This is a genomic window from Acinetobacter larvae (genome assembly GCF_001704115.1).
Taxonomy (GTDB): Bacteria; Pseudomonadota; Gammaproteobacteria; order Pseudomonadales; family Moraxellaceae; genus Acinetobacter; species Acinetobacter larvae.
Genome location: NZ_CP016895.1, coordinates 2173618 through 2187682, shown reverse-complemented (window position 1 = coordinate 2187682; position 14065 = coordinate 2173618). Strand labels below are relative to the sequence as shown.

6 protein-coding genes are annotated in these 14065 nt (G+C 41.3%); 2 read left to right on the top strand and 4 right to left on the bottom strand.

What is annotated here, in order from left to right:
- Window position 1: 1 nt before the first annotated feature.
- Complete coding sequence (locus tag BFG52_RS09840) at window positions 2–1504, bottom strand: amidase (protein ID WP_067555411.1); 1503 nt, start codon at window positions 1502–1504, stop codon at window positions 2–4.
- A 658-nt stretch (window positions 1505–2162) separates the two neighbouring features.
- On the opposite strand from BFG52_RS09840, the gene BFG52_RS09835 reads away from it, so the two are divergent.
- Window positions 2163–5123, top strand: a complete 2961-nt coding sequence (locus BFG52_RS09835; RefSeq protein ID WP_067555408.1) for a TonB-dependent receptor domain-containing protein — start codon at window positions 2163–2165, stop codon at window positions 5121–5123.
- 113 nt (window positions 5124–5236) lie between these two features.
- Here the strand turns inward: BFG52_RS09835 and BFG52_RS09830 are convergent, their stop codons facing one another.
- The 3 genes from BFG52_RS09830 to BFG52_RS09820 all read right to left on the bottom strand — a co-directional run bounded on the left by BFG52_RS09830 (window position 5237) and on the right by BFG52_RS09820 (window position 9860).
- Window positions 5237–7825: a TonB-dependent siderophore receptor gene (locus BFG52_RS09830; RefSeq protein ID WP_067555406.1), complete on the bottom strand. Its 2589-nt coding sequence runs from the start codon at window positions 7823–7825 to the stop codon at window positions 5237–5239.
- 282 nt (window positions 7826–8107) lie between these two features.
- On the bottom strand, window positions 8108–9148 hold the full coding sequence (locus BFG52_RS09825) for a FecR family protein (protein WP_067555403.1): 1041 nt from the start codon (window positions 9146–9148) through the stop codon (window positions 8108–8110).
- A gap of 193 nt (window positions 9149–9341) precedes the next feature.
- On the bottom strand, window positions 9342–9860 hold the full coding sequence (locus BFG52_RS09820; RefSeq protein ID WP_067555400.1) for an RNA polymerase sigma factor: 519 nt from the start codon (window positions 9858–9860) through the stop codon (window positions 9342–9344).
- 375 nt (window positions 9861–10235) lie between these two features.
- Here BFG52_RS09820 and BFG52_RS09815 point away from each other — a divergent pair, with 375 nt between their 5' ends.
- Complete coding sequence (locus BFG52_RS09815) at window positions 10236–13982, top strand: ABC transporter ATP-binding protein/permease (protein ID WP_067555397.1); 3747 nt, start codon at window positions 10236–10238, stop codon at window positions 13980–13982.
- Window positions 13983–14065 lie beyond the last annotated feature (83 nt).

The window sequence follows — 14065 nt, the reverse complement described above, 5'->3', positions numbered from 1 at the left end:
ATTATGAATGTGTTGCTAAGGCAATATAGCGGTACTGTGACTGCCATGGTTGCGCTTGTTCAAGTTGTGCAGCGAGTTGTAAGAGTCGGTCTTCACGACCAAATGGCGCAATGAATTGAGAGCCGATGGGGAGCTGATCACTATTCCAATACAATGGTACCGACATCGCTGGCAAACCTGTAATATTGGCGAGTTGGGTAAAAGGAACCCATTCTAAGTTATTGCGAATTAAGTGTTCTACAACTTTGCCTTGTGCTAAATGATGGGCTTGATATGTTTTCATCATGCCTTTGATCAATAGCTTTTGCCAGCTACTGGTTTTGACCTGACCATTACGAGGTGCTACGGATGCAGTTGCTGGGCTGAGCAATAGGTCATAATTTTGGAAGAATTGATTCATATAAAAACTATAATCCCCCCAACGATTAAGCGTATCGATATAGTCAATGGCTTTGGCTTGTTTGGCAAAAGCAGCAATTGCCAGACTATCAAACTCAAAATCATCATCAACAAGATGAAATTTTTGTTTGAGTTCTCGGATCTGATAAGCGAATTGGTTAAACCATATGCTGACGAAATCTTTTGCCATCGCCATTCCATCAATCGCCGGTTGATCCTCTATGACATTGTGACCAAGTGATTGCAATAGTTTGACTGTTTTTTGCAATGCTTTGTGCGCGTCTGGACTGACTTTGGTTCCAATCGGTGAATGAAATTGTACGGCAATTTTTAAGGCATGTGGGGTCTGCTGTAAACACTGCAAATAAGATTGGCTTGGTGCTTGTATCTGAAATGGTGCATTAAGATCAGCACCTTGGCTACAATCGAGCAAAGCTGCGCTATCACGTACCGTTTTGGTTAAAACGTGATGCATTGCTGCGCCGTGCATTGCTTCACCGTGCTCAGGCCCCCAAGGCGTACGCCCGCGACTGGGTTTTAAGCCAAATAGCCCACAATAAGATGCAGGAATACGAATAGAACCACCTCCATCGCTGGCACCTGCTGCGGGGACAATACCGCCAGCCACAGCAGCAGCTGAACCACCAGAAGAGCCGCCACTGTTAAATTGTAAGCTCCACGGATTATGGCACGCGCCCCAAAGTTCGGGTTCTGTGATTCCTTTAATACCGAGTTCAGGACTATTGGTCATTGCAAAACTAATCAGACCGGCATCTTCCCAACGTTGGACGATATTGGCATGTTGTTGGGCAACTTGCATTTTACGATGCACGCCTTTGCAGCCATAACTGCTGGCTACGCCACGATAATCTTGTTGTAGGTCTTTCAGTAAAAAAGGAACGCCAGCAAAAGGTCCGGTCAACTGTTGCCTAGCACGTTGCCGCGCTAAATCTAACATGGGAATGACAACTGCATTGAGTTTGGGATTCACCTGTTGATAGCGCGCAATAGCGACTTCGAGTAATTCGGGCGCTGTGATTTGTTTTTGTTGTATCAGTTGCGCCAAGCCCATGGCGTCATATTGTAAGTATTCATTGATTTTCATAATATTCCTTAAAGTCTCGCAAGCACTATAAAAGTGTGTAGTGGTCCAATGAGTGCATTGCTTGCTGAGAATACTTGAGCACGCAATGCCTTGCTGGGTAGTGTTTCTATCTTATTGTGTCTTATCGAAAAAATTAAGATCATTTGCGCTCAGAATGTCGCGAATTTTGCGATGTAAACTTATTGACTAATTTTATTGATTAAGTCTATTGATTTTGGCTGTGCTCCTGCATTTGATGTAAAGGCATGCAGTGCAAAGACCTAGAAAAATAACCGCATAGCCATCAAACAGGTCGCTTATCAGTTGTACTTCATGCAATGAAGCATTCTGGTCCAGCGATTGGTCTGTGATGATGTGGGACGCAGCATTATCGAATTTTCAAGATCAGTCTAACTGAGATAACAAATCTTTTAATATCTTATAACGGTTTTTTAGAATAACGAGTTCTTGAAATAGTGTAAATAGCAATCAAACGCATGTAGAAATGATTATCATTTGTATTAATTGTTAAATCTTTTTGTTATTATTTTTTTGCTTTGATTAAATGTTAATAATCAAGTGCATTGATTCGTTTTATTTAAAAATATGTGTTTGAAAAGACTAGGCTTCAACATGTATTTCCTTTCTTTATTTTGTATCTTCTTTAGAACCAATACTCATGAAAATTCATCAGTTGTTGCTTATTGTGAGCAAAAAACCGGCTATTTTTAGCATGGTTTTTGTTATTCATTGTGCCTATGCCGAAAGTGTGGACACGCATCCTGCGTCTTTAGGTACAGCAAACTCACCTGAAAATGTGGTGAACTTAGAGACAATCTCCTTAAAAGCTGAGCAAAGTAAAAATGCTCTTAAATATGCAGCCAATCAAAGCCGTGATTACTTGGATCAAACGAAAATAGATCGTCTCAACCTCAGTAATCCGGCAGATTTAATCACTGCTGTAAATGGGGTATATACCGGTGACAGTCGTAATAGTGGTGCAATCGATCCAAATATTCGCGGTATTCAGGGGCAGGGACGTGTACCTGTTTTTATTGATGGTAGTACACAATCTCTGACAGCAAACCGTGCCTTTGGTGGTGTGAGCGAACGCTATTATATTGATCCAAATCTAATAAGTGAGCTTTGGGTTGACAAAGGTATTGCCAATCGTAAAGGCGTGAATAGCTCGGTAGGTGGAAGCATCAGCATTAAAACTTTGCAGGCAGAAGATATTATCTCTGAAGGGCAAGAATATGGTTTTATGCTAAAGACTAAACTCGCCAACAATAGCACAAAAGAACGTTTTCCAGATTATTACTTTGGTTCATATTGGGGAGATCATCCTTCTTATAATCCAGACAAACCACAAGAAAAATACTTTCCCTTTGATGATACCAGTATGCGTTTACAGGCTAAAGATGGGGATTCCTCTATACTCTCCAATTTTGGGCAGGACTGCCAATTTACTGTCGCATCTGCATTTAAAAAGAATGCGTTGGCTGGGGTGATTGCTTATTCATATTCACAGCGCGGTAATTATTTCTCAGGCAAACATAATCGCTCCTTTTATGAAAATATCGATAAAAGCGAAGATACCATCTATGATTTGACCAAGATTTATGAACCAGGGCAAGAGGTTGCCAATACCTTTAATCAAAGTAAGTCTTTATTGGCAAAACTCAGTTATACCCCCAGTGATGAACATAAATTGGAAGTCGGTTATCGCTCGACGGATATTCGGCATGGTGAAATTATGCCCTATCGTTTGGTGGCACATGATCATTTAAAAGCTGGTTTTCAAGAATTCTGGCCCGCCAGTCATATCGATACTCAAAATTATTATCTAAGTTATGACTACACTCCAGCCGATAATCAATGGATTAACTTAAATACTTTGCTTTGGCATAACCGAGCCGATACCGCCATGCACAATAAGAGTAATACCTTATACCAGTTTGATTATCAGGGCTGTGTGCGTAATGGTCGAAATCCTAGTCGTGATCATGTGGCTTGTTATTTATGGGACGACGCTCTAACTGAATATAAATTAAATAGCTCGGGTTTAAACCTAAGCAATTCTATGCAGCTTATGCCGTGGCTGAATTTTGATATAAATTATTTTTTAAGCTTTCATCAACGTGATTCTGAGGATCAAGAAGCTCGTAGCAGTAATATTAGCTATAACAATGTTAAGCAGTTACAGCATGACTTTGCTTTTAATTTTAACCTCATGCCCACTGATCGTTGGTCGATTGATGTTGGTTTTAAGAAAAGTATGGCGACAGCAGAAAATCCATCGCGTAGTAATAAAGATGCGAAAGTAATGAAAAACTCCGCTATTAGTTATAGCTTAGAACGTCATTTCACCCAAGCGGATTTAGAGCAATTACAGCGTGGTGAAGATATTGCGGGTGCTGTAAGTGCCAGTGCTTTTTATAACTACTATATTCGACCTTATGGTGATTGGGATGATCTAAAACTTGCTGATGGCAGCTTCGATCTGGATGAATTGATTTATGCGCGTGGTTCAACCACGCTCAGAGATACTGTGTACTGGCGACCAGATGATAAAGGTGATTATCATATCGAGGATAATCCAATATTCAATGGTGAAGTTACACAGCGCTATAAAGATCAAAATATCCAAGTAGGCAGTAATTTTATTGTGGGTTCTCTATATGAAGTCGAGCGTATGGCGTATGAAACCAAGCAGAAATTAAATAGCAAATGGAACCCAGTTTTGGCAACGCGTTTTAAATTAAATGATCAGCACAGTGTGTATGCTAAGTGGGCGAAAGAAGAGCGTTTGCCTTCGATCTTTGAGTTTTATCCGCAATTTGGTAGCTTAGAATATATTGGTTTTAACTTACGCTCCGAAAAGGCAACCAATTTTGAATTGGGCTATGTCTCTAACTTTGATCAATATTTTAAAGATGCCGAGAGTAATTTTAAACTGGCGTACTTTACCAATACCACCGATGACGTCATTGATAATGATCGCCGTTATTTACGTAATGTTGGGCGTTTGAAAACCAAAGGTCTAGAACTACAGTTTGATTATGACAATGGGCGTTTCTTTACTGAACTGAACCATGCATATTTACACCAGCAAGATTTTTGTCAATATGGTGTCGATGCGGATAAATATGTGAGTGGTGGCGATGAGATAATGCAAAATATCGCTTATTATTATGAGCTAGATCAAAACTATCAGTTCCAAGGTATTGGCTTTAGAGGGGAGCGGCATACCAACTTGTGCTATCGCGGCGGGAAAGCTTCCAGCTATCAAGCGACCATGGTTGTTCCAAAACACTCCTTCAATGCAACTGTGGGGATGCGTGCCCTTGATAATCGTTTAGAAATGGGGGCTAAAGCGCGCTGGTATAGTAAATATGATGGTTTCTATCAAGATAACTTGAAGCAAAGTGATAAACAAGAAACCTTATCTAATGCACCTATTGGTTGGGGCAGTACCTGGTTAATTGATTTCTTTGCACAATATCGATTTAACGACAATATGCAAGTCAATGCCTTGGTGACGAATTTAAGTAATCAATATTATATTGATCCTTTGTCGCGCTCAAATATGCCATCACCCGGGCGGACTTTTTCATTGGGGTTAAAAGCTAATTTCTAAATGGGCATTTAAAAAGCGCCTAAACCATTATGCGGTTTAGGCGCTTTATTGAGACTGAATTGATATCGTCTGATTGATATAGCGTGCTGCAATAAAACGAGCTAGAGCTGATTTTAATATTTAGCTTGTAGACTCAATAAGAAATTGCGTGGTGCGCCATAGCGAGTCGAGTATAAATCGGTAATGCCTGAATAGTATTGCTTATCAAAGACATTATTGATGTTAAGTTGCAGCTGCCATTGCTTATTGATCTGATAGCGCGCAAAGACATCGGCGATGGCATAATCGGATTGTTTTAGATTGATACTCACTGTATTTGAGTTTTGATCATAAATATATTGTTTACGATCTTGTTTAGAGAGATAGATTGCATTGGCACCAAGCGTAATGCGTTGTAACCAGTCATTCCCCCATAATTGTAAGGCATTACTCCATTTTAAATTATGTTTTGGTAAATAGCCAAAGTCGACCGATGCTGGGTTTTGGAGCTCTTTATAACGGATGCGATTGTCATTATAGGTATAGCCTATGGAACTTTGCCAATGTGGGCTAAATTGTCCTGAAAGTTCTAATTCAATACCGCGCTTATCCTCTTCATAGGTATTGGTACTCCAGCAGCAACCCGTTAAGGGATTGGGAATGGAAATACCGTCCCAAATAAACTCGGCGACATTTTTATATTTGGATTGAAATAGTGCAATTGAGCCTGAAAGTTGCTGTGATGGGCTGAGGTATTTCATACCGATTTCTTGTGTATAGCCGCGTTGAGGCTCTAGTTTACTTAAGTCTTGGGTATTTAAACTTTGTTGAAAAGCAAAATTATCGCTATGTGAGGCATAGATACTCCATTGCGGATTGAGATCATAGCGTAGCCCATAATAGGGAATATAAAATTTATCATCATTGCTGCTTTGCCCATCGGCATTTGTATAATGAGATTCTACCCAACGTGGACCTGTGAGAAAATGTAGATTATTGAGCAATTGCAGATCAAGTTTTAAATAAGCTTCATTCTCTTTATTGCGCGTATTTTGTTGATCTACTTGGCTATAATCTACTGCAGGAATGTTTAAACTCGCAAAGTCTATGTCAGTCAAAGCATCATAGGCAAGGGAAAATCCTTCACCATAATAATGTTTTTCATGCCGTTTAGTATCTGAATGTTGTATAGAAAATTCAATCCCGTGTTGCCGTTGTAATGCATCTACTTTACCGAGAATGACAGCATTATAGACGCTTTTCTCATCTTTAATACGTTCATCATTCGGTGTGATATAAAGACTATTATGACCTGCTGGGTTGATATTATATGTAGAAATACTCGGTGATAAACTATTGGTCTGACCATGGCTTTTATTTGCACTGAAACGTAGCGACCAATTATTATTGAGGTTATGCTCTATGGCGGCATCTACATTATAAATGCTGAGTTGATCTTGTACACCAGAAGTAATATTGCTAAAAGCATAGGGTAGATTGAGGTCTTCACCTGTAGCACCCCGTGGAATAGCACCACGCCATTTAGGACCATTATTTTCGGCATAGTTTCCACCAAAACTGATAGTGGTCGCTGGTGTGACATCATATTCAAAGTGTAAGTCGGCAATATTTTTGCTGCTTTGTTCACCACGCCAAAACTCTTTTTTATCTACATGGGTGGCAATCAGCCGTGCTCTTAAAGCACCGTCTAATGCTAAAGGTCCTGTGATATCAATCGATTGTCGATAATGATCCCAGCTACCCGCAGCTAAATCAATTTGTGTCTGTAGATGATCTAAGGGTTTTTTACGAACCAGATTGATACTACCGCCTGGTGATGCAGCAGAGCCAATGGCAGAACCACCCAAAAAGGCGTCGGAACCGCGTAGGACTTCAACATGGTCATAAAGTGAAAAATCATTAGCAATCAGATAACTGTATTGTGCTGCAACGCCATCAACAGAAATGTTTTGAATTTTATCACCTCGACTATGGTAGTTATCAATCCCACCAGCACCTTGTTGGGTGATGATGCCCGTGGCAAACTTCAGTGAATCACTGAGCGTTGTTGCTTTTTGGTCTTCTATTTGTTGAGCACCAATAACACTCACGCTTTGTAAGATTTTTTGTGTAGAAACAGGCGCTTTACCTGCAATACTAATATTTCCTCGGGTATAGCTTTTATTACCTTCAGTTGCGGTTAAATCACGGCTACCATTGCCACCGCTGCTACTGCTTAGATTGTTTGATGCAATACCCGTTATAGGGCTATATACTGCGGTATTGCTACCTTCTACATTGACGGCACCCAATAATAGTGTTCCATCTGTCGATTTAGCGCGAATGACTGCGGTATTGCCGTCAAAGTTGACCTCTAAATCATGTCCAGCCAGAAGCTGTTGTAAGGCATCGATTACACTATATTGACCTGTTAAAGCTGATGTTTTCTGTTGTTCAACTAAGGCTGTGGCAACAATAATCTGAGTATGGGTTTGTTGCGAGAGCTGCTTGAGAGCTTGACTTAGCGGACCCGCTGCAATATTGAGTTTAAATTGCGTGCTTGCAGATGTTGCGGTATTTGCTGGCTGCTGTGGGTTACTCCAAGCGAGACTACTGCTGAAGCTCAATAAAATTGCGAGTGCTAAGCTTGATTTGGCATAAAAAGCTACAGGCTTGTGATGCGACCTTAAGGTTGACGCTGAGGTATTAGGGATAGTGCTCATAAATAACCTGCGAAAAGAGAGGGTTTATTAACTTTCAAACGATTAGCAACGATGAACACCGCAATATTTTATTTGGCTTATTGTTTTATAAGGTTTTGAATTTTAAGTACATTAAGTAAAGTGCTTATAGTATATATTGTGCAAACTTTATTTTAATTTTAGATATATCTTGGGGCAGATGATTATTTTAAATCTGTAGAATAGCTATGGTTGTATATATTCTTCTATGTCGCACATGGGCATCCACGCATTGACGAATCATGCCGATGGCGATGAAGGTGCTTAATAGAAGACAATGAATGGTCCGAGTTTTTTTTGTCGAATCGGTAATGCTTGCTCAAGATTGTCCAGCCATTGATCAAGTTCTGCAATATGTACCGTAGTATTGATTTTGCTATTTTGCAGTTGAGGATCCAATAACAATACCCATTTACGTGTGTCATATTGACTAAGTTGATGTAGCACATCGTAGACAGTGCTTTGGCTAAAGTATAATTTTCCTTGCGTCCACGAGATGTCCTGCTGCGCATCAATGTGCTGAATATAATTTTGTGTAGAACCATTGCGATGTACCAGCTGCTGATTGGCATATAGCACGTGCTGTTGCTGACCATGATTGATTTTAACCTGACCTGCAACCACGGTAATTTTAGTTTCAAAGTCATTTTTTTTGATGGAAAAGCGGGCAGTAGCAGGATGAACGACCAAGTTATCGGCATAGATCATAAACGGCGAAATGGCTTGACTTGCCATTTTAAACAGTGCCTCACCATGATGTAATACCAGTTGATGTTGAGGGGGTTGGGGCAGAGAGAGTATGCTATTGGTATTGAGCGTAACCTGATTGTTGGCATCTAAATCAAATACGGTCATTTCACCAAAATCAGTGCGAAATTGCGGTGCTGCTGTAAGCTGTAAATAGGCAAATAATACAATAGCAATCGCCAGTAATACCGCAGCCACATAACGATAAGCTGAATAACAGAAAAAATAAACCAAGGGCTGCATATGCTGCACATACATAGGGTGGTGGCTATCTAAAAGCGATGACTGATAGTCAAGGTATTGATATTGTTGTAGTACATCACTTTGACCTAAGCTTAACCAGATTTGCCGCGCTTGTTGAAAAGCCTGTTCATGTGTGCTGGATTGCCGTCGCCAACGTTGACAGAGATTACGTTGCATCTGATCGGCTTCGCCTGAAGTGAGCATAACCAACCAGTGCAACGCCTCCTCAGCCAATTGTTCCTTTTGCTGATCGGAGAAGGGTACTGTTGTTTCACGCATGTCGGAGGCGTCAGTCGTTGCTTTATTGGTATCCATAGGTTTATCGCATTACACGAGAGTTGGCCTTTATAATGGCATGATAACGGGAGGTATAATACATCGTCTATAGTCTGCGTTTTGAGCAGATTAAAGCGCTTGGATCATATAATATACCGTGCATAATCAATGAAATGAAGATTTTTAGTCACGATGTCTAGTAGAGCACAATGAGCATCGCTAGATAAAGACGCTATTCGGATTGTAATTGACTACGGCAATGCAACAAGGCTTTGACGATATATTTTTCGACTAAGCTCTGCGAAATATTCATTCTTGCCGCAATTTCAGCATGAGTCAGCCCTTCCATACGACTAAGATACAGAATTTCTTTACATTTATCGGGTAGGGCAGATAAAGCATGATCAATCGCTTTGATTTGGTCTTTAATGATGACCTGATGCTCTGGCTCTGAATCTACCATATGATTTTCAAATAAATCATAACTGCCATGCAGTAATTGCTGACGCCGAGCTTCAGTACGAACATGATCGATCGAACTATTGATGGCAATTCTAAGTAAATAATGCCGTGCATCATCGTAGCTTGGAAAAGTCTCAGCTAAATTTTGAACCTTAAAATAAATATCTTGAGTCAAGTCTTGGGCTACTGCCTGAGAGCCTGTTCGACTGACAATGACTTTTTGCAAAGTACTTTGTAAGTCAAGAAACACCTCTAGTAAGCCGACGGGCTGTTTGGTCTGTGCATTCATGGTATTTAATCAAATTTACTTCATGTAAGCGTATGTTAAGAAAAGTTAACAAACTTAAAAAAGAAGATTTTCTTCATAGCTAAACAAAAAAACAGATATGTTCATGCAATACGCAGATTATTTGTGCTGTGACATGGTTTGTTTTTATACAATGAGACCTAGACAAAGAACGCTATTGGTTTGCATTAGGCACTGTTGCTATGTGTGTTGAGACGACATCCGTGAGCTATGGATGTTGCTGTTTATCTGCTGTTTATCAAAGTTATCCAACTATTTTCATTGAGCGTAATTGCGGAAAAATGTGCTCTGAATCGTTTCAGGGGTATTGACATCTTGTGATGCCATATTGGTTGCAACCCCTTGGTGGATATATTTATGACGCGCTCACGTGCAAGCTCCAATGCAAAGAAATTTACAATCAGTCGACAACTTTTTGGCAGGCTATTTGAGCTGGTCAAGCCTTATTGGATGCGAACAGGTGCATTCAAGTCTTGGTTACAACTGGCATTATTAATTGCAATTGTTGTGACACTCAGTCTGCTTGCAGGATGGTTATCTTTTCAAACGGCAACAGTTGCTGATTTACAGTTACAACGTCAGCACAGTTATTGGCGTGAGTTTTGGATTTTAACCGTGGTGACCATCATCTCATGGTGGTTTTCAGAGCAGGTCATCAATCTGCTGAAAAAACGCATTGCTTTGGATTGGCGCAAATGGCTTTCTGAGTATTTGACCCAGATCTACTTAGATAAGCGTCGTTATTATTATATCGAACAAGATAAAGTTATTGATAACCCAGATCAACGTATTCAGCAACAGATTGGACCGTTCTGTGATGTTCTGTTGAGTATACCGCAAATGATTTTAGGTTCAGTTTTGGGGCTGAGTATACAGGTTGGTATTTTAGTCAGTATTTCAGAAGTATTTTTATGGACCAATATGGCATATATCGCCTTGGTATTGCTGAGCACATATTATTTTTCGGTACCTCTTATTCGTAAAAACTGGGAAAAAACGGTTGCTGATGCTGAGTTGCGCAGTGGCTTGGCACATGTACGTGAAAATGCTGAAAACATTGCGTTTTATCAAGGAGAAGGCAAAGCAAGTCAGGGCATTGGGGCGCGTATTCAGCAGGTCTATCAAAAAAACCGAGCTATTTTTGTCTTTAATAGCAAAGTTGCTGGCGCCAATGTTTTTATTTATGCCATTCCGAGTTTGTTATCGGCACTTATTTTAGCGCCATTATTTTTTCAAGGCACAATCTCTTATGGCAGTATCGCGCAAGCCACTATGGCTGCCATGATTATTGAAATGAGCTTTAGAAATTTTTTTGCGTTTATTCCTTTATTGGCAGATGTTGCACCCCAAGCGATTCGCTTGGCAGAAATTCAGGAACAGCAGTCAGCCGATTTGACAGCTGTACAGCAAAATCCTGTAGATACGGTCAGCGCCATAGAGCCAGTGCCGCCGCCATGTGTGCCGACAAAACCCAAACCCATCGCATCGCATCAAGCCATAGCGCAGCAAGCATCCGGCATTGTGTATGATGATGCAACGGACATTGTGATCCAACACTTGTCAATCCAAGTACCGGATAGCGAACAGTACTTGATTGAAAACTTAAATCTGCATTTAGCAGTCTCTCAGCATGTATTGATTGTGGGTGCAACGGGTGTTGGCAAGAGTTCATTGATGCGTGTGATGGCCGGTTTATGGCAACATGGTCAAGGCTATGTGGCTTTGCCACGTGATGACATCATGTTTTTTCCACAACGTCCGTATATGTTTTATGGCAGTTTAGCAGATCAACTGCGCTATCCTCTGACCGAAAGCAAACATGCTACAACGGAACTGAGTGCGATTTTGACGCAAGTGGGTTTAGAGCATCTATTGCAACGCTATGACTGGGACAGTGTACGTGATTGGGGGCGAGAGCTGTCGCTGGGTGAGCAACAGTGTTTGAGTATTGCTCGCTTATTGGTGTATCAACCGCGTTATGCCTTTTTGGATGAAGCCAGTAGTGCTTTAGATTTGCCGCGAGAACAGCAAGTCTATCAAGCTATTCTGGCACAAGGCTGCACCCTGATCAGCATTGCACATCGTGACAGCTTAAAAGCATTTCATCGGGTGCAACTGCATTTAATCGGTGTAGGACAATGGCAGTTGAGCCGCATCGCTGCATCTGCAGAGCCTCTCACTACGCCCACTACGCTTACGCCTTTAACAGCAGCGGCTACTGCTAAGAAAAGAAACATCGATCAAAGCTACATCGAACAAAGACACATCGACCAAAGCTACATCGATACCATGGCGCAACAGCCCATTATGCAACAACCTAAGCAGGTTACACGGACTGCACAGACATTATCGATGGACCCCGCTTGGCAACAACATTCCAGCTTAGCGACGGCGGTTGCACACCGGGATTTAAAATTAGATCGCTTGTTTTTTCAGCGTTTATGGCGTTTGATTCGCCCTTATTGGTGGCGGCGGAAGAGTTATTTTGCTTGGAGCATGTTGGCGGTGATTTTATTTTCATCGGCATTGAGTAGCGCATTATATGGTTATATTTCTTATCTGACCGCCGATCAAACCAATGCTTTGGTTGAAAAAGCCCAAGATCGTTACTGGCAATTGCTGATTTTACTCAGTGTCTTGAGCGTTGCAGTTGGGCTATCCACTGTGTTATTTGGTTATTTGGGTGATTTACTGAAGTTCCGTTGGCAGCAGTGGCTGACGCAATATATGACAGAAAAATATCTCAGTGCCAAGACGTATTATCATATTGTGTTGGATGAAAAAATTGATAATCCAGATCAACGTATTCAAGAGGGGGTGGCGCCATTTTGTGAGAAGATCTGTAGCATGCTGACCAATATTCCATTTTCCTTTATGGGCATTGGGGTACAGGGCGCAATCTTGGTTGCGATCTCCACCCCCTTAAGTTTGGCGGTACTGGTTTTTGCGTTAGTTTATGCAAGTTTCATTGTTTATGCCTATCGACCGACGATTGCCAAAGATTTTTATATGGTCAAAAGTGAAGCCGATCTTAGACGCAGTCTATTACATGTTAAAGACAATGCCGAAAACATTGCTTTTTATCGCGGTGAGCGCAGTGAGCAACGGCATATTTCTCAGCGCTTAAATCTAGCATTGAAAAATACTTGGATATTTCATGTTTATCAGGAAATTGCCCGAGGGCTGGATTACTCCTTACGGCAATGCCTACCGATTATTGCCGTATTGTTTTTGGTGCCACTATATTTTGCTCAACAAATCAGTTTTGGTGCAGTAGCCCAAGGAACTTTGGCCGCAACCATGTTTATGCAGTATTTCGTCACGTTGTCGAATGTGATTCAAGGCTTTAATACCATTGCACCGACTGTGGTACGGCTGTCCGAGATTGATGAAAAGCTCACGGCAATCCAGCAAGATGTAGCGGATAAGCCCAAACTTGATCTATGCCATGGTACTGAGATTGGTTTTGTTGATGCTGATATTTATACCCCAAATGCTGAATTATGTTTGATTCGCCAGCTCAATCTCAGCATTCGAGCGGGTGAGCATTATGTGATCATTGGCAGTACTGGACGCGGTAAAAGCTCTTTATTACGGGTGATGGCTGGTATTTGGCAAACCGGTTATGGGCAGTTAACTTTACCTGCCGCAGATCAGCAGATGTTTATACCACAGCGCCCCTATATGTTTCGCGATAGCTTAAGGGCACAATTGATTTATCCAGCTCAGCACAGCAGTGTAAGTGATGAGCGCTTAATCGCCTTATTACAACAGTTAGATTTAGGTCATTTGCTGGAGCGTTATGCGAGTTTGGCGGCGGTAGATGACTGGGCACAAAAACTGTCTCTGGGTGAGCAACAGCGTATTGGTTTTATTCGCGCCGTGATCAATGCCAAAGCATTTGTTTTTCTTGATGAAGCGACCAGCGCTGTTGATGCTGCAATGGAACAACGTTTATATCAATTACTTTTGGCACAAGGCTTGAGCCTGATTAGCGTTTGCCATAAACCCAGTGTTTATGCTTATCACCACTATTATTTAGAATTATTGGCTGAGGGGCGTTACCGCATCGGAGAGATTGCTGAGCTGGTGACGCGTGCCTAAGTGCGTATGCGCGCCTCACTGCGCATGCAATGTTTCGGTGATGTGCGTAATTTCGGCTTCACTTTTGCTTCATTTAAGCTTTT